14 protein-coding genes and 1 tRNA gene are annotated in these 16048 nt (G+C 63.9%); 10 read left to right on the plus strand and 5 right to left on the minus strand.

Going from position 1 to position 16048, the window contains the following annotated elements:
* The first annotated feature begins 21 nt into the window (after positions 1-21).
* Complete coding sequence (locus AABE10_RS17670; RefSeq protein ID WP_342934569.1) at positions 22-435, plus strand: hypothetical protein; 414 nt, start codon at positions 22-24, stop codon at positions 433-435.
* Between the two features lie 94 nt (positions 436-529).
* On the opposite strand, the gene AABE10_RS17675 is transcribed toward AABE10_RS17670, so the two are convergent.
* Positions 530-616: transfer RNA gene (locus AABE10_RS17675), tRNA-Leu, on the minus strand.
* A 278-nt stretch (positions 617-894) separates the two neighbouring features.
* Between AABE10_RS17675 and AABE10_RS17680 the strand changes: the two genes are divergently transcribed.
* A complete protein-coding gene (locus AABE10_RS17680; protein ID WP_342934570.1) occupies positions 895-1728 on the plus strand; it encodes a squalene/phytoene synthase family protein in 834 nt (277 codons plus the stop codon).
* Between the two features lie 12 nt (positions 1729-1740).
* On the opposite strand, the gene AABE10_RS17685 is transcribed toward AABE10_RS17680, so the two are convergent.
* Positions 1741-2919: a DUF1501 domain-containing protein gene (locus tag AABE10_RS17685; RefSeq protein ID WP_342934571.1), complete on the minus strand. Its 1179-nt coding sequence runs from the start codon at positions 2917-2919 to the stop codon at positions 1741-1743.
* Positions 2920-2996: 77 nt separating this feature from the next.
* A complete protein-coding gene (locus AABE10_RS17690) occupies positions 2997-3332 on the minus strand; it encodes a hypothetical protein (RefSeq protein WP_342934572.1) in 336 nt (111 codons plus the stop codon).
* Positions 3333-3562: 230 nt separating this feature from the next.
* On the opposite strand from AABE10_RS17690, the gene ompR reads away from it, so the two are divergent.
* From ompR to AABE10_RS17710, 4 genes are all read left to right on the plus strand, one after another.
* Positions 3563-4297, plus strand: coding sequence for a two-component system response regulator OmpR (gene ompR / locus AABE10_RS17695; RefSeq protein ID WP_007585880.1), 735 nt, complete (start codon positions 3563-3565; stop codon positions 4295-4297).
* A 43-nt stretch (positions 4298-4340) separates the two neighbouring features.
* Positions 4341-5690, plus strand: a complete 1350-nt coding sequence (locus AABE10_RS17700) for an ATP-binding protein (RefSeq protein ID WP_342934573.1) — start codon at positions 4341-4343, stop codon at positions 5688-5690.
* A gap of 300 nt (positions 5691-5990) precedes the next feature.
* Positions 5991-6539, plus strand: a complete 549-nt coding sequence (locus AABE10_RS17705; RefSeq protein ID WP_342934574.1) for a peroxiredoxin — start codon at positions 5991-5993, stop codon at positions 6537-6539.
* Positions 6540-6615: 76 nt separating this feature from the next.
* Positions 6616-7140 (plus strand): carboxymuconolactone decarboxylase family protein, encoded by a 525-nt coding sequence (locus tag AABE10_RS17710; RefSeq protein WP_342934575.1) that lies wholly within the window; start codon positions 6616-6618, stop codon positions 7138-7140.
* 127 nt (positions 7141-7267) lie between these two features.
* Here the strand turns inward: AABE10_RS17710 and ispF are convergent, their stop codons facing one another.
* Together ispF and ispD are read right to left on the minus strand one after the other, a co-directional pair.
* Positions 7268-7747, minus strand: coding sequence for a 2-C-methyl-D-erythritol 2,4-cyclodiphosphate synthase (gene ispF, locus AABE10_RS17715; protein WP_342934576.1), 480 nt, complete (start codon positions 7745-7747; stop codon positions 7268-7270).
* Positions 7748-7819: 72 nt separating this feature from the next.
* A complete protein-coding gene (gene ispD, locus AABE10_RS17720) occupies positions 7820-8530 on the minus strand; it encodes a 2-C-methyl-D-erythritol 4-phosphate cytidylyltransferase (protein WP_342934577.1) in 711 nt (236 codons plus the stop codon).
* A gap of 235 nt (positions 8531-8765) precedes the next feature.
* On the opposite strand from ispD, the gene mfd reads away from it, so the two are divergent.
* From mfd to AABE10_RS17740, 4 genes are all read left to right on the plus strand, one after another.
* On the plus strand, positions 8766-12254 hold the full coding sequence (gene mfd, locus AABE10_RS17725) for a transcription-repair coupling factor (RefSeq protein ID WP_342934578.1): 3489 nt from the start codon (positions 8766-8768) through the stop codon (positions 12252-12254).
* Between the two features lie 13 nt (positions 12255-12267).
* Positions 12268-13455, plus strand: coding sequence for a M20 family metallopeptidase (locus AABE10_RS17730; RefSeq protein ID WP_342934579.1), 1188 nt, complete (start codon positions 12268-12270; stop codon positions 13453-13455).
* Between the two features lie 188 nt (positions 13456-13643).
* Positions 13644-14891, plus strand: a complete 1248-nt coding sequence (gene argE, locus AABE10_RS17735; RefSeq protein ID WP_342934580.1) for an acetylornithine deacetylase — start codon at positions 13644-13646, stop codon at positions 14889-14891.
* 94 nt (positions 14892-14985) lie between these two features.
* On the plus strand, positions 14986-16005 hold the full coding sequence (locus AABE10_RS17740; protein WP_342934581.1) for a threonine/serine dehydratase: 1020 nt from the start codon (positions 14986-14988) through the stop codon (positions 16003-16005).
* Positions 16006-16048 lie beyond the last annotated feature (43 nt).

Consider the following 16048-nt stretch of genomic DNA (forward strand, 5'->3'; position numbering starts at 1 on the left):
CCGCCGAATACGGGGAACAAAATGGCGGTGATGCACGGAAAGCTCCTTGAGTCCGCTGGACTTAGTCAGGTTCCGATTTTGACCGCACGTCGTGGCATTTACTTTTTGATGAAGCGCGGCCAGATTCAATACATCGGCAACACCGAGGACATCTACCGTCGGCTCGCGCAGCACATCAACATCAAGGAATTCGACGATGTCATGTTTCTGCCGACCGACCTACATCCGCTCCAGGCGTATGAAGACGCCTGCATTCGGATATTCAAGCCACCCCTCAATCACGACCGGGACAAGCGACCGCTGAACATCGATGTCATCATGCTGAGGCACCTGATCCCGCATTACCGGTACAGCCAGACTTATGATCGACTGCGTAAATTGGTGGAAGCGAACCATCCGGGAAATGCTGTCAAATTCCCCGGCAAATGCGGGTGAAAACTGGCAAAAACAGGCTAGTTTTTTAACAGCCCAAAAAACCCAAAAAAAGACTTATAAATGTTTGATTGTATTGGGTTTGATTGATTTTCAATGGTGCGAGGAAGGGGACTCGAACCCCTACACCCTTGCGGGCGTCAGGACCTAAACCTGGTGCGTCTACCAATTTCGCCATCCTCGCAGCCGGGTGTTGCCGCAAACCTGCGGCGCCCGATATTTCGCCAGCGGCCGAACGCCGCTTTTTTCACCGCAATGTCATTCGCGCGGAGGACTCTGAACGTGCCGGAACCGACTCGCCGAGCCGCGAACGTCTGCATTGAAAATGCGCGCCCGAAAGCGTAAGCGCGAGATTCTAACCGATTGGTCTGCGCTTGTCTGCATCTGTCGAATGCCGTCGATGCTACAATTTTCGGCCTTTCGCGCACAGCCGTGTGCGCCCGCATTCCCCAAGCGAATCCCGTGAATTTCGACGAATATTGCCTGCAAAAAGCAGCGCCTCCCGGTTCGAGCACTTACTACGCGCTGCGCCAGGCGCCCGTCGCGCGGCAACGGCTGCTTACTGCACTGTTTGCGCTGCGCCGCGAGTTTGAAGAAACGGTGAAGGAAACCACCGACCCGACCGTCGGCCGCACGAAACTCGCCTGGTGGCAAAAGGAAGCGGCCGCGCTCGCCGCCGGTGAGCCGACGCATCCCGTATCGCAAGCGCTTGCCGCGCATTTGCCCGACGTGCAGGCCGAGTACCCGGCGCTGCAAGCGATGATCGCCGGCTTCGAGATGGATCTCGACCAGGCCCGCTACCTCGACTACCCGAATCTGCGTCGCTATATGGCTGGCGTCGGTGGCACGTTCGCGTCGGTGGTTGCGCGAGCGACGGCGCGCGATCCGTCGCAGGCGTCGTCGTGGGCCGCGCCGCTCGGCGAGGCGCTGATGCTCGCGCAGATCGTCGTGGAACTCGGCAACGACGCGCGCCACGGACGCATCTACATCCCCATCGACGAAATGCAGCGCTACAACGTGACGGCTGCCGATCTGATCAACCGTAAATACACGGACGCGTTCACGGAACTGATGCGCTTTCAGACCACGCGCGCCCGCGATGCGATTCGAGGGGCGCTCGACGGTCTGCCCGCGGGCGAGCGTCATTCGCAGAGCACGCTGCGCGCGTTGGCGGCGTTGGCGCTGGCGCTGCTCGAAGAAATCGAGCGCGACGGTTATCACGTGCTGCATCAACGCATCGCGCTCACGCCGATCCGCAAGCTGTGGGTCGCGTGGCGAGCGGCACGCAAGCATTGACATCGACGCGTATCAGGCACGCAGCAACGGCAGCGGCTTCACGTCGTCCTGCAAGATGTCTCGTGCGTCGAGCGCCCAGAACGGGCCGAGCACGGTTGCGTACAGCCGTCTGAAGTCGATCTCGACGGGCAATTGGCCTGTGGCGTCGAGTCGCGCGAGATCGGGAGGCTGTCCGTGCAGGCCTCCCCTCACCCGTCCGCCCATCACGAAGTGCGCGGCAGCGCCGCCATGTTCGGTACCGCGCACCATGTTCTCGCGCGCGGACCGGCCGAACTCCGAGTACGTGACGATCAGCGTATCGTTCCAGCCGCCGAGCCGCGTGAGTTCCGCGTGAAGCATCGCGCAACCCTGCGCGAATTCTTCGAGCAGCGCCGCGTGGCGTTCGGGCTGATTGGCGTGCGTGTCAAAACCATCGAGCGTCACGCGGATTGCGCTGTACGAACCCGGCTTCGTACTGACAAGCGCGGTGCGCAACACGGCGTCAATCGAATCGAGAAATGTGGCGGGACGCGATGGCGGTGCGATAGAGGCATCGAAGGCGCTATCTGTCGCGCGATCATCTTCGGCGAGATCCATGTTGCTTCGATTGAGGCAAGGCGCATCGTCTGCCTTAAGGACATGCGCCCATGCGCCGGGCGAAGCGTGAGCAAACGATAAACCCGCAAACGGTCCCGCCTCGACGTTGCAGAATGCAGCAGCCGAAGCGCGGACCTGCTGCGCCCTCCACTGCGCGAATGCGCGAGCCAGCCAGCCGTCTCGCCGATATACGTCGGCGCGCGAGCCCGTGTCCCAGATTTCCGTCGACCGGAAATGCGACGGGCTCGCCTGCGCGCAGCCGACGCCTTGCACGACGGCCAGTTGCCCGCTGCGCCACGACGGCAACAGCGGACGCAGCGACGGATGCAGCGCCATGCGCGCGTCGAGCGCGATTACCCGATCGCGCGGGATGGCGATGTGTCCGCGCAGCGCGTAGTAAGCGGGATCGGCAAACGGCACGACGGTATTCAATCCGTCGTTTCCGCCCTTCAGTTCGATCAGGATAAGCAGCTTCCCGCGACGGCCCGCGGCCGTTGCGCACGCATGCGGTTGCGGCGCTATGCCGCTCGTGGGAACAGGCGTACCGAACGCGCGGGACATCGACAGCGCAGCGCCCGTTGCAGCCGCCATCGAAAGAAACTCGCGTCGTTTCATCCACGCCTCGCAAGAGGTATCGCGTGTGCTTCGCCAATGGCGCAACCGGCGCGCAGCCTGTGTAAGGCAAAAACCCGTCAGCGCTTGTACAGCTCGCGTACGGCGTCTTCGATGTGCTGCCGCAGCAGACGTCTTTCTTCCGGCGTCATATGCCCGTCACGCCGCCGTTGATCGAGATCGGGCGGCACGGCGGTTGCGCGAACGATGGCATCGGATGCGGGACGATCGGCGTTGGGATTGCGCGGTTGACGCACGGTGCGCATGTGCGGACGCTGGACTGGGCGCGACTCGGTTGTACGTTCCGTCGAAGATTCGGCATGGGCGGAGACGGGACCCGCAGCGCTCACGAACACGATCGCAACTGCCACTGCGATCACGCTCAGGCGCATGTTCGGCCAGACCCCTCCCTTCATCTTGTTCCCTTCGTGGCGCGGCAACCGGCAACCTCAGATACGTGTAATGACTCCGGCTTGAAGACCGGGCGCAAGAGCCTTATTCGAGTGAAGTATCTACCGAACTGGCGCAAACAGTAAAGGAGTGTAAGCGCCAAGGCTTTACGTCGTGCCACGGGCCCGGTAAATTTTGTAACTGACTGTTACGTGATAATTAGTGCAAACTCGCACCCTATTCTAATCGCGCTAAGATGCCGACCATGGAAACCAAAAACCCTTCGAAAATCCTCGTCGTCGACGACGACCCGCGTCTGCGTGATCTGCTGCGCCGTTATCTCGGCGAGCAGGGCTTTAACGTTTATGTTGCCGAGAACGCACCCTCGATGAACAAGCTGTGGGTGCGCGAGCGTTTCGATCTGCTGGTGCTCGACCTGATGCTGCCGGGCGAAGACGGTCTGTCGATCTGCCGCCGCCTGCGCGGCAGCAACGATCGCACGCCGATCATCATGCTCACCGCCAAGGGTGAAGATGTCGATCGCATCGTCGGCCTTGAAATGGGCGCCGACGACTATCTGCCTAAGCCGTTCAATCCGCGTGAGCTCGTCGCGCGCATTCACGCGGTGCTGCGCCGCCAGTCGCCGTCCGAGTTGCCGGGCGCGCCGTCCGAGACGTCCGAAGTGTTCGAGTTCGGCGAGTTCGCGCTGAACCTCGCGACGCGCACGCTCACCAAAGCCGGCCAGGAAATCCCGCTGACCACAGGCGAATTCTCCGTGCTCAAGGTGTTCGCGCGCCATCCGCGTCAGCCGCTGTCGCGTGAAAAACTGATGGAGCTTGCGCGCGGCCGCGAGTACGAAGTGTTCGACCGCAGCCTCGACGTGCAGATTTCGCGTCTGCGCAAGCTGATCGAGCCCGATCCGGGCAGCCCGCGTTTCATCCAGACAGTCTGGGGTCTGGGCTATGTCTTCATCCCCGACGGCGCAGCCTAAGCCTGCCGTTGCAGTTCCCTCTTCTCGTCGACAAGAAGGTCGCATGCGGATCGACCGGCGCCTCCTGACGCTCGCGTTCGGCGGCCTTTTCTGGCGCACGTTCCTGCTGATCGCGCTGCTGATCGCGGTCAGTCTCGCCGCATGGTTCCAGAGCTTTCGCGTGATCGAGCGCGAGCCACGTGCACAGCGCGTGGCGCTGCAGCTCGTCGCGATCGTGAAGCTCACGCGCACCGCGCTCCTCTATTCCGATCCCGATCTGCGGCGCGCGCTGCTGCAGGACCTGGAAAGCAACGAGGGCGTGCGCGTGTATCCGCGCGAAACGACGGACAAATACAAGCTGCAGCCCGACGAGTCGCTCAATCGGCTGATCGAGCATGACATACGCGGACGGCTCGGCGACGACACGATCATCGCGCAGTCCGTCAACGACATTCCGGGCGTATGGATCAGCTTCAAGATCGACGACGACGATTACTGGGTCGCGCTCGACCGCGATCAGCTGGATAACGTGACGGGCCTGCAATGGGCCGGCTGGGGGATATTCGCGCTCGCGCTATCGCTGTTCGGCGCGGCATTCATCACTAGTCTGGTGAACAGGCCGTTCGCGCGGCTGGCGCTAGCCGCGCGCAAGGTCGGATCGGGCCAGGCGCCCGAGAAACTGCCCGAGCGCGGCATGGGCGTCGCCGCGGAAACGAACCGAAGCTTCAACCAGATGGTGCAGGACCTGGAGCAACTCGAAGCCGACCGCGCGCTGATGCTCGCCGGCATTTCGCACGACCTGCGCACGCCGCTTGCGCGTCTGCGTCTTGAAACCGAAATGAGCCCTTCGGATCAGACGACCAAGGACGCGATGATCGACGACATCGAGCAGATGGACATGATCATCGGACGCTTCCTCGATTACGCGCGCCCCGTTCAGAGAAATCCGGAGCCGGTCGATCTTTCCGTGATCGCGGGTGAGCTGGCCGCGCGCATGTCGAACGAAGACGGCATGCGGCTGGTCACGCGGCTTGCTCCTTCTGCTGTGATTGAGGCGGACGAGACGGACATCCGGCGAGTCGTAGGCAATCTGATCGAGAACGCCCGCAAATATGGCCTGTCTGAGGACGACGGCATTCCGCGCGTGATTCTCGAGACACGCGTCTCGCATTCGCGGGTCGAACTGTCGGTCGTCGATGAAGGTCCGGGCATTCCCGAGGACCAGCTCGCACTCGTCACGCGGCCTTTCTATCGCGTGAATACGGCGCGGACGCAGGCCAACGGCACGGGCCTCGGCATGGCGATCGTGCAGCGGCTCGTCGGCCGGTATCGCGGCGCATTGCGGCTGCGCAATCGTACGCCGCTGCCCGGCCTTGAAGTGACGATCGAGTTTCCGCTCGCCAGGAGCGTCTGACGCCCCGTCCGACGCTGTTTCAGCACGCCTCTGCCGGAGGGCAGCCGACGACGCCGCGAGCTGTTTTCCCCTGTCGCTTTTTGGGCAAAAGCTGTTCCCGAAAACGGTGCAAAACGCTCTTTCCAATATGGGCTATCGGCGTCTTCGAGAAAATCTATCCGAATTGTTAGATAAAAACTATTGATACGATCGTTTAATAGAGTTATAGTTTAGGCTGTGTAACGCGTTCGTTACAGCCAGCAGGTAGTTTGAGCAGGTTGTCTTCGAATCTCATTTGCCAATTCACAAAGGAGCAAGCGCATGAAAACTGTCGGCGATAAACTCGAAGCTTTCACCGTCACCGCTGCGAAGCCGGGTTTCAATAACCACGAAGAAAACGGCGTGTCGGCGTTCGAAGAAATCACCGAATCGTCGTTCCCGGGCAAGTGGAAGATCATCTATTTCTACCCGAAGGACTTCACGTTTGTTTGCCCGACGGAAATCGTCGAGTTCGGCAAGCTGCAGAAGGACTTCGAAGAGCGTGACGCCGTTCTGCTGGGCGGCAGCGTGGACAACGAATTCGTCAAGCTCGCATGGCGCCGCGAGCACAAGGACCTGAACAAGCTGAACCACTACGCGTTCGGCGACGTGAAGGGCGAACTGATCGACCAGCTCGGCGTGCGCGACAAGGAAGCAGGCGTTGCGCTGCGCGCGACGTTCATCGTCGATCCGGACAACACGATCCAGCACGTTTCGGTGAACAACCTGAACGTCGGCCGTAATCCGGAAGAAGTCCTGCGTATTCTGGACGGTCTGCAAACGGACGAGCTGTGCCCGTGCAACCGCGTCGTCGGCGGCGCAACGCTGTAAGCACGTGCAGTCGAAAGCCCGCTACGCTTGAAAAGGCCAGCGGGCTTTTTTATCGGCAAAATGATAGGAGATATCAATGGAATTCATCGCAGCGATTAAGGAACACATTCCCGACTACGCCAAAGACATTCGCCTGAATCTCGATGGCACGATTGCGCGCTCGTCGCTGGAAGGCAACGATGCCGTCGGCGTCGCGCTGGCGGCCGCGTTCGCTGCGAAGAGCCCGAAGATCGTCGCCGCGATCCGCGAAGCGGGCGTGCTGTCGCCGGAAGAAGTTAACGGCGCGCTGACGGCTGCCGCGCTGATGGGCATGAACAACGTCTGGTATCCGTACGTCGAGATGACGGGCAACGCCGATCTGAAATCGCAGCCGGCCGGCTTGCGGATGAACGCTTACGCGTCGCACGGCGGCGTCGACAAGCGCCGCTTCGAGATGTACGCGCTTGCCGCGTCGATCATCGGCAAGTGTCATTTCTGCGTGAAGTCGCACTTCGATACGCTGATCAACGAAGGCATGAGCTCGACGCAACTGCGCGACGTGGGCCGTATCGCGTCGGTGATCAACGCGGCTGCGCAAGTGATCGTCGCCGAAGGCAAGTAACCGCACGCGAGCCATAAGCGCTTGCGCATGAAAAAACGCCACGCGATGCGTGGCGTTAGCCTTTCTGCGTGTGGTTGCGATGTACGGCTGCGCGCGACTTTTCGACGTACGCGCGATCAACCCAGGCTCAACCGCGCAGCAGCAGCACAGCGGCTTGCGCTTCGATCCCCTCGCCTCGTCCGAGATAGCCGAGCTTCTCGTTGGTCTTCGCCTTCACGTTGACGCGCTCGACGGGCAGGCTCAGGTCTTCCGCGATATTCGCGCGCATCCCGTCGATATGCGGCGCGAGCTTCGGCGCCTGCGCGATCACCGTGCTGTCGACGTTCTGGATCGCGAAGCCCGCCTTCGCAATGCGCGCCGCGCACTCGCGCAGCAGCACGCGGCTGTTCGCGCCTTTGAACTCGGTCGCGGTATCGGGAAAGTGGCGGCCGATATCGCCGAGCGCGGCGGCGCCGAAAAGCGCATCGGTGATCGCATGCAGCAGCACGTCCGCATCCGAGTGGCCGAGCAGCCCGCGCTCGTACGGAATCGTCACGCCGCCGATGATGAGCGGCCGTCCGGGCACCATTGCGTGAACGTCGTAGCCTTGTCCGATTCTCAAATCCATATGCGTGGGGTTCCGTGATGTCGTGAAAGCGTTACTGCGATGAAGCGCAATCGGCCGATCGGCACGCGCCGCTCAGCCCGCCGTGGCGCGACCGAGAACCGCCTCGGCCAGATCGAAGTCTTCGGGATACGTGACCTTGAAATTGCGCAAGCTGCCCTGCACGAGTTTCGGCGCATGGCCGGACCATTCGATTGCGCTCGCTTCGTCGGTGAGATCGTGGCCGTCGCTTTGCGCGCGCAAGATCGCCTCGCGCAGCATGCCGATGCGGAACATCTGCGGCGTCTGCGCCTGCCACAGGCCGTCGCGCGGCTCGGTGTGATCGATGCGATTGTCGGTGCCGCGCGCGACGCGCTTGAGCGTATCCGCGACGGGCAGCGCCATGATGCCGCCCACGGCGTCGTCCTTGAGCACGCTCACGAGCGCACGGATCAGCACGGGCGTGATGCCGGGCCGCGCGGCGTCGTGCACGAGCACCCAGTCGTCGTCGCGGGCGCCGAACTGCGCGAGCGCATGCAGCCCGTTGAGCACGGACGCCTGCCGCGATGCCCCGCCGCAGCGCTGCACGGCAAAGCGAAGCCCGCCGAAGCGGCGCGCATCGAAATGCTGGTCATCGGGCGCGAGGACGACGAGCGTCTGCGCGAACTCGCTGCATGCATCGAACGCAGCGAGCGAGTAATACAGCATGTCGCGGCCCGCGACGGTTCGATATTGCTTGGGCATCGGCGCTCCGGAGCGGCTGCCGGTGCCGGCGCATGGAATCAGGGCAAACAGGCGGGAAGTCACGGAAAGGACGCGGCGCAGTTCAAAGTGAAGGACGGATTTTATAATAGGTGCTCGGCACGCATGCCCCGACACGCGTAAACTTGCCGCTCGTGTTCCGCCGGCGACACGCCTTCGAGGCGTCCGCTGGCGCAATCCATTGGCCGGGCGCGTCGCGAGCCGATGGTCCCACGCTGGTAATCGACAGGTTGCTCATTTGCGTCACCCTTCGCGTCACCCCAAAGGCCGTTTTCCTTTTATGCCCGACATCGCCGCATCCACGCAGTCCTCCACCGAACCGCCCGTCGCGCTGGTCAAGGCCGGCCAGCGTTTCGTTTTCGACGGCACGCACGGCTCGTCCGATGCGCTGTTGATCGCCCGCTATCACCTCGCCTATCGGCAGCAGATGCCGCTGCTCGCCGTCGTCTGCGCGAGCGCCGTCGATGCGCAGCGGCTGTCGCAAGAACTCGCGTTCTTTGCACCGAATGCGCGCGTGCGTCTGCTGCCCGACTGGGAAACGCTGCCTTACGATTCGTTCTCGCCGCACCAGGACCTGGTGTCCGAGCGCCTCGCGACGCTGCACGATCTCGGCGAAGGCCGTTGCGACATCCTGCTCGTCCCCGCGACGACCGCGCTCTACCGGATGCCGCCCGCGTCGTTCATGGCCGCGTACACGTTTTCGTTCTCGCAGGGCGAGCGGCTCGACGAGGCGAAGCTCAAGGCGCAACTGACGCTCGCCGGCTACGAGCACGTGAGCCAGGTCGTGCGGCCGGGCGAGTACTGCGTGCGCGGCTCGCTGATCGACCTGTTCCCGATGGGCTCGCCGCTGCCCTACCGGATCGACCTGTTCGACGATCAGGTCGACTCGATCCGCGCGTTCGATCCCGACTCGCAGCGCAGCCTCTATCCCGTGAAGGACGTGCGCCTGTTGCCCGGCCGCGAGTTTCCGTTCGACGAAGCCGCGCGCACGGCATTTCGCAGCCGCTGGCGCGAAGTGTTCGAAGGTGATCCGAGCCGCGCGTCGATCTACAAGGACATCGGCAACGGCGTGCCGTCGGCGGGCATCGAATACTATTTGCCCCTCTTCTTCGAAGAAACGGCGACGCTCTTTCACTACTTGCCCGAAGGCGCGCAGCTCGCGTTCGTCGGCGATCTCGACGCCGCGATACGGCGCTTCACCGCCGACACGAAGCAGCGCTACAGCTTCCTGTCGCATGACCGCGACCGGCCGATTCTCGAACCGCAGCGGCTCTTTCTGTCGGACGAAGATTTCTTCGCGTTCGCGAAGCCTTTCGCGCGCCTCGCGCTGCCCGGCAACGCGGGCGGCGGCTGGGCCGTGCCGCTGCCCAATCTGGCCATCGACCGTCACGCCGAAGACCCCGTGTCGGCGCTGCGCGCGTATCTCGACACGACGCCGAACCGCGTGCTGTTCGCGGCCGAATCGGCGGGCCGCCGCGAAACGATCGCGCAACTGCTCGCGGAAAACGCACTGCGCCCCGCTTCCGTCGACAGCTATGAAGACTGGCTGACCTCCGACGCGCGCTTCACGCTCGGTGTCGCGCCGCTCGCGAACGGCTTCGCGATTCCCGGCGAAGGCGCGGCGGTCATCACCGAAACGGAGCTGTACGGGCCGCTCGCACGCCGCGCGGGACGCCGCCGCCAGGAACAGGCGAGCAACGTCGATTCGATGGTGCGCGACCTGTCGGAGCTGAAGGTCGGCGACCCCGTCGTGCACTCGCAGCACGGCATCGGCCGCTACATGGGCCTCGTGACGATGGACCTCGGCGAAGGCGAAACCGAGTTCCTGCACCTCGAATACCAGGGCGACAGCAAGCTCTACGTGCCCGTCTCGCAGCTGCACGTGATCTCGCGCTACAGCGGCGCCGATCCCGAAAGCGCGCCGCTGCACGCGCTCGGCTCGGGCCAGTGGGAAAAGGCGAAGCGCAAGGCCGCGCAGCAGATCCGCGACACGGCCGCCGAGCTGCTGAACCTGTACGCCCGCCGCGCGGCGCGCGAAGGCCACGCGTTCAAGCTCGATCCGCGCGACTATGTGAAGTTCGCGGAGAGCTTCGGCTTCGAGGAAACGCCCGACCAGGCGGCCGCGATCGCCGCCGTGATCGGCGACATGACGAGCGGCAAGCCGATGGATCGCCTCGTGTGCGGCGACGTCGGCTTCGGCAAGACGGAAGTCGCGTTGCGCGCGGCCTTCATCGCGGTGATGGGCGGCAAGCAGGTCGCGCTGCTCTCGCCGACCACGCTGCTCGCCGAGCAGCACACGCAGACCTTCACCGACCGCTTCTCCGACTGGCCCGTGCGCATCGCCGAGCTGTCGCGCTTCAAGACGGGCAAGGAAGTCAGCACCGCTATCCAGCAGATCAACGAAGGCAGCGTCGACATCGTGATCGGCACGCACAAGCTGCTGTCGTCGGATGTGCAGTTCAAGCGGCTCGGGCTCGTGATCATCGACGAGGAGCACCGCTTCGGCGTGCGCCAGAAGGAAGCGCTCAAAGCGCTGCGCGCCGAAGTCGACGTGCTCACACTGACCGCGACGCCGATCCCGCGCACGCTCGGCATGGCGCTCGAAGGACTGCGCGACTTCTCGGTGATCGCGACGGCGCCGCAAAAGCGCCTCGCGATCAAGACCTTCGTGCGCCGCGAAGAAGACGGCGTGATTCGCGAAGCGATGCTGCGCGAACTGAAGCGCGGCGGCCAGGTGTACTTCCTGCACAACGAAGTCGAAACCATCGAGAACCGCCGGCAGATGCTCGAAGCGCTCGTGCCCGAAGCGCGCATCGCCGTCGCGCACGGCCAGATGCACGAGCGCGAGCTCGAACGCGTGATGCGCGATTTCGTTGCGCAGCGCGCGAACGTGCTGCTGTGCACGACGATCATCGAAACGGGCATCGACGTGCCGAGCGCGAACACGATCCTGATCCATCGCTCGGACAAGTTCGGACTCGCGCAGCTGCACCAGTTGCGCGGACGCGTCGGCCGTTCGCATCACCAGGCGTATTCGTATCTGCTCGTGCACGATCCGCAGGGCTTGACGAAGCAGGCGCAACGGCGGCTCGAAGCGATCCAGCAGATGGAAGAACTGGGCGCGGGCTTCTACCTCGCGATGCACGACCTCGAGATTCGCGGCACGGGCGAAGTGCTCGGCGACAAGCAGTCGGGCGAGATCCACGAGATCGGTTTTCAGCTCTATACGGACATGCTGAACGACGCCGTCAAGGCGCTGAAGAACGGCAAGGAACCGGACCTCACCTCGCCTTTGGCCGCGACGACGGAAATCAACCTGCACACGCCCGCCATCCTGCCCGCCGACTATTGCGGCGACGTGCAGGAGCGTCTGTCGCTGTACAAGCGCCTCGCGAACTGCGAGCACAGCGATTCGATCGACGGCATTCAGGAAGAGCTGATCGACCGCTTCGGCAAGATGCCGCCGCAAGCGCATGCGCTGGTTGAGACGCACCGTCTGCGTCTTGCCGCGAAGCCGCTCGGCATTTCGAAGATCGACGCGGGCGAAGCGGTGATCGGCTTGCAGTTCGTGCCGAATCCGCCCATCGACGCGATGCGGATCATCGAGATGGTCCAGAAGCACAAGCACATCAAGCTCGCGGGCCAGGACAAGCTGCGCATCGAGACGCGCAGCCCGGACTTCTCGGTGCGCGTCGCGACCGTCAAGGAAACGTTGCGCGCGCTCGGCGCGCCGGCGAAAGGCGCGGCGGATCAGCGCGTCGCGTCCTGAGCGGACGCATCGCATGACAGCCGCGAGCGACACGGCATCGATCGTCGATCTGATGACGGCGCTTGTGCGCATCCCGAGCCGCGGCGGAATCGATGCGCGCGCGCCCGTGCTCGGCTGTATCGAAGCATGGTGCAACGCACATCGGGTCGCCGCGCGCCGGCTGGTTGGCGACGACGGCGAACCAGTTGGCCTTTACGCGGAAATACGCGGCACGGCGGAAACGGCGAACGCGCAGCAACGTCCGTACTATCTGCTGAACGCGACGCTCGACACCGCGAGTTTCGGCGACGAATCCGCATGGACCCACGCGCCGCTGAGCGCGCGGATCGCGCACGGCTGGCTGCACGGCCGCGGCAGCGCCGACAGCAAGGCCGCAGTCGCGATCGACGCGCATCTGGCCGCCGCGCTCGCACGGCGCACCGATGAATTCGCCGGCACGCTCGGCGTGCTGTTCGATCTCGACGAGCATACAGGCCGTTTCGGCGGCGCACGCGCGTTGTTCGATGCCGTCGACGCGCCCCGGCCCGACGGCGTGTTCATCGGCTATCCGGGCATCGATCGCATCGTCGTGGGCGCGCGTGGCTTCGTCCGGGCACGACTCGTCGTACGCGGCATCGCTGCGCATTCGGGCGGCAGCAGCGCGCGCGGACTCAATGCGGCGATACGCGGCGCCTTTCTCGCGGCCTCGTTGAACGACGCGAAGCTACCCATCGATCATGCTTTCGAACGTCCCGCGCAACTCACGGTGACGGGCATCCGCGCGGGCGACGGCACGTTCACGAGCGTGCCGGACCGGTGCGAGCTGAGCGTCGATTGCCGGCTCACGCCGCGCTTCGATCGACGCGAAGCGCAACGCTGCATTGCGGAGATCGTCAATGCTCACGACGCGCGCCACGACGCATCGCTTGCGACAACGATCGAGTGGATCGACGGCTGGCCCGCGTATCGCGTGGACGCATCGCATCCGATTGTCATGGCGCTATCTCGCGCGGCACGAGACGAACTCGGCGCGGAACTGCCGTGCGTGGTCGCGGGACCGTCGAACATCGGCAACTATCTCGCGTCGCTGGGCGTGCCCGCGCTGTGCGGGTTCGGCGTGCGCTGCGAGGGCATTCACGCGGCCAACGAACGCATCGAACTTTCGAGCATCGCGCCCGTCTATCGCGTCTACGAACGCGCGTTGCTCGCGCTGCTGGCCTGAGCGTGGACGCGCCGGAAAACGTCGAAACCGGTCGAAGCCCAAAGTGCTGACGGAAGCGCTTCCATTGCCCGCCAAACGATTGCTGCATCGCGCAAACCCAAGCCCCGCAAGCGCCTGGCGCATCGAGCTTTGGATTATTAAGTGCTTTTTGGGTATCATCGAATGACACACAAGCTGGAGCCAAGGTCATGTCACAGATCGCTGATAAAGCGCTGTCCGCACAAACGTCTTCCACTTCCGCTGTTGTCTCCAACGCTTCATCTCCTGCTTCGCTTCCCTGGGTCGAACGCCTCGTGTCGATGGACACGGTCAGCCGCAATCCGAATCTCGGCCTGATCGAAACCGTGCGCGACGCGCTGCGCGAGCGGGGCATCGACGCGACGCTCACGCACGACGAAAGCGGCAAATGGGCGAACCTGTTCGCGACAATTCCCGCGCACGACGGCGAGACGAATGGCGGAATCGTGCTGTCGGGTCACACGGACGTCGTACCCGTCGACGGCCAGCAATGGGACAGCGATCCGTTCAGGCCGGAAGTGCGCGGCGACAAGCTCTACGGGCGCGGCACCTGCGATATGAAGGGCTTTATCGGCGCGGCGCTGACGCTGGTCCCGCAAATGCAGCAGACAAAGCTTGCGAAGCCGATCCATCTCGCCTTTTCGTTCGACGAAGAAGTGGGCTGCGTGGGCGCGCCGCTGATGATCGCCGACCTGATGAAGCGCGGCGTCAAGCCGGAAGGCTGCATTGTCGGCGAGCCGACCAGCATGCGGCCCATCATCGCGCACAAGGGCATCAACGCGTACCAGTGCTGCGTGCGCGGCCAGGCGGCGCACTCGTCGCTCACGCCGAAGGGCTTGAACGCGATCGAATACGCAGCGCGGCTCATCTGCTTCATCCGTGACATGGCGGACCAGTTCCGCGAGCAAGGCCCGTTCGACGAGCTCTACGACGTGCCGTTCACGACGGCGCAGACCAGCACGATCAAGGGCGGCAATGCGATCAACACAGTGCCCGCCGAATGCAGCTTCGAATTCGAGTTCCGCAATCTGCCGACGCTCGATCCCGATCCGATCTTCGCGCGCATCGACCAGTACGCGCGCGAGACGCTGCTGCCGAAGATGAAGCGCGAGCACGAAGCGGCCGCGATCGAGTTCACGAAGATCGCCGCGGCGCCCGGTCTCGACGCGACGGAGCAGGCGGCCATCACGCAACTCGTGCGCGCGCTCACGGCCGATCAGGACAAGCGCAAGGTCGCCTACGGCACGGAAGCGGGCCTGTTTTCGCGAGCGGGCATTCCGAGCATCGTGTGCGGGCCGGGCGACATCCAGCAGGCGCACAAGGCTAACGAATTCGTCACGCTCGACCAGCTTGCACAGTGCGAACGCTTTCTGGGCAAGTTCATCCATAGCATGTCGGTCGACGCGCACGCGCATTGACGCAAGCAATATAACGACAAGCGACGACGAGCCGACGGCAACCCGACGACAAGACATCGAACGCGGACCTTCCCCACAGACGAGTACGCACGCCATGTCCACTGCCACGCAGCACTCCGACCGCACGATCGACGGCGAGCCGATACCGACGCTCGACGACATCGCCTCGCAGCATTTCGCGTTGACGCCGTGGGTCGTGCGAACGCCCATCTTCGACCGGATGGATTTCCCGACGCTCGAAGGCACGCTCGTGAACTTCAAGTTCGAGCTGCTGCAGGCGGGCGGCAGCTTCAAGGCGCGCGGCGCGTTCACGAATCTGCTCGCGCTCGATCCGGCGCAGCGCAGCGCGGGTGTCACCTGCGTGTCGGGCGGCAATCATGCCGTGGCCGTCGCGTATGCGGCGATGCGCATGGGCATCAGCGCGAAGGTCGTCGTGATGCATGCGGCTAACCCTGCGCGCATTGCGCTGTGCCGGAAATATCGCGCGGAAGTCGTCGTCGCGGAAAACGTGACGGCAGCGTTCGAGATCGTGCGGCGTATCGAGGCCGAGGAAGGCCGCTACTTCGTGCATCCGTTCAACGGCTATCGGACGGTGCTCGGCACCGCGACGCTCGGCTACGAATGGGCGACGCAAACGCCGGACCTCGACGCGGTGATCGTGCCTATCGGCGGCGGCGGGCTGGCGGCGGGCATCTCGACGGCGCTGCGGCTCGCCAATCCGCGCGTGCACGTATACGGCGTCGAACCGGAAGGCGCCGACGTGATGAACCGCAGCTTCGCGGCAAATCACACGGTGCATATGAGCCACATGCACTCGATCGCCGATTCGCTGATGGCGCCGCATACCGAGCAATACAGCTACGAGTTGTGCCGCCGTCATATCGACCGTCTCGTCACCGTCACCGACGACGCGCTGCGTGCCGCGATGCTCACCCTCTTCACGCAACTGAAGCTGGCCGTCGAGCCCGCGTGCGCAGCGGCCACGGCCGCCCTGCTCGGCCCGTTGCGCGAGCAACTGCAAGGCAAGCGCGTCGGCGTGCTGCTATGTGGGACGAATACCGATCCCGTGACGTTTGCCGCGCATATCGAACAGGCGCGTGCCGCTGAGGTTTGATGGGCCTGCCGATATAGCCGGCTCGTTGCGCGCGCCGCGATCG

This window comes from Paraburkholderia diazotrophica, assembly GCF_038900755.1.
In the GTDB taxonomy this organism is placed as follows: Bacteria; Pseudomonadota; Gammaproteobacteria; order Burkholderiales; family Burkholderiaceae; genus Paraburkholderia; species Paraburkholderia diazotrophica_A.

Coding starts and splice junctions, on each gene's coding strand:
- AABE10_RS17705 (WP_342934574.1), top strand. CDS start 5,991: ATGAAAACTGTCGGCGATAAACTCGAAGCTTTCACCGTCACCGCTGCG.
- ompR (WP_007585880.1), top strand. CDS start 3,563: ATGCCGACCATGGAAACCAAAAACCCTTCGAAAATCCTCGTCGTCGAC.
- mfd (WP_342934578.1), top strand. CDS start 8,766: ATGCCCGACATCGCCGCATCCACGCAGTCCTCCACCGAACCGCCCGTC.
- AABE10_RS17685 (WP_342934571.1), bottom strand. CDS start 2,919: ATGAAACGACGCGAGTTTCTTTCGATGGCGGCTGCAACGGGCGCTGCG.
- AABE10_RS17740 (WP_342934581.1), top strand. CDS start 14,986: ATGTCCACTGCCACGCAGCACTCCGACCGCACGATCGACGGCGAGCCG.
- AABE10_RS17670 (WP_342934569.1), top strand. CDS start 22: ATGGCGGTGATGCACGGAAAGCTCCTTGAGTCCGCTGGACTTAGTCAG.
- AABE10_RS17710 (WP_342934575.1), top strand. CDS start 6,616: ATGGAATTCATCGCAGCGATTAAGGAACACATTCCCGACTACGCCAAA.
- argE (WP_342934580.1), top strand. CDS start 13,644: ATGTCACAGATCGCTGATAAAGCGCTGTCCGCACAAACGTCTTCCACT.
- ispF (WP_342934576.1), bottom strand. CDS start 7,747: ATGGATTTGAGAATCGGACAAGGCTACGACGTTCACGCAATGGTGCCC.
- AABE10_RS17700 (WP_342934573.1), top strand. CDS start 4,341: ATGCGGATCGACCGGCGCCTCCTGACGCTCGCGTTCGGCGGCCTTTTC.
- AABE10_RS17690 (WP_342934572.1), bottom strand. CDS start 3,332: ATGAAGGGAGGGGTCTGGCCGAACATGCGCCTGAGCGTGATCGCAGTG.
- AABE10_RS17730 (WP_342934579.1), top strand. CDS start 12,268: ATGACAGCCGCGAGCGACACGGCATCGATCGTCGATCTGATGACGGCG.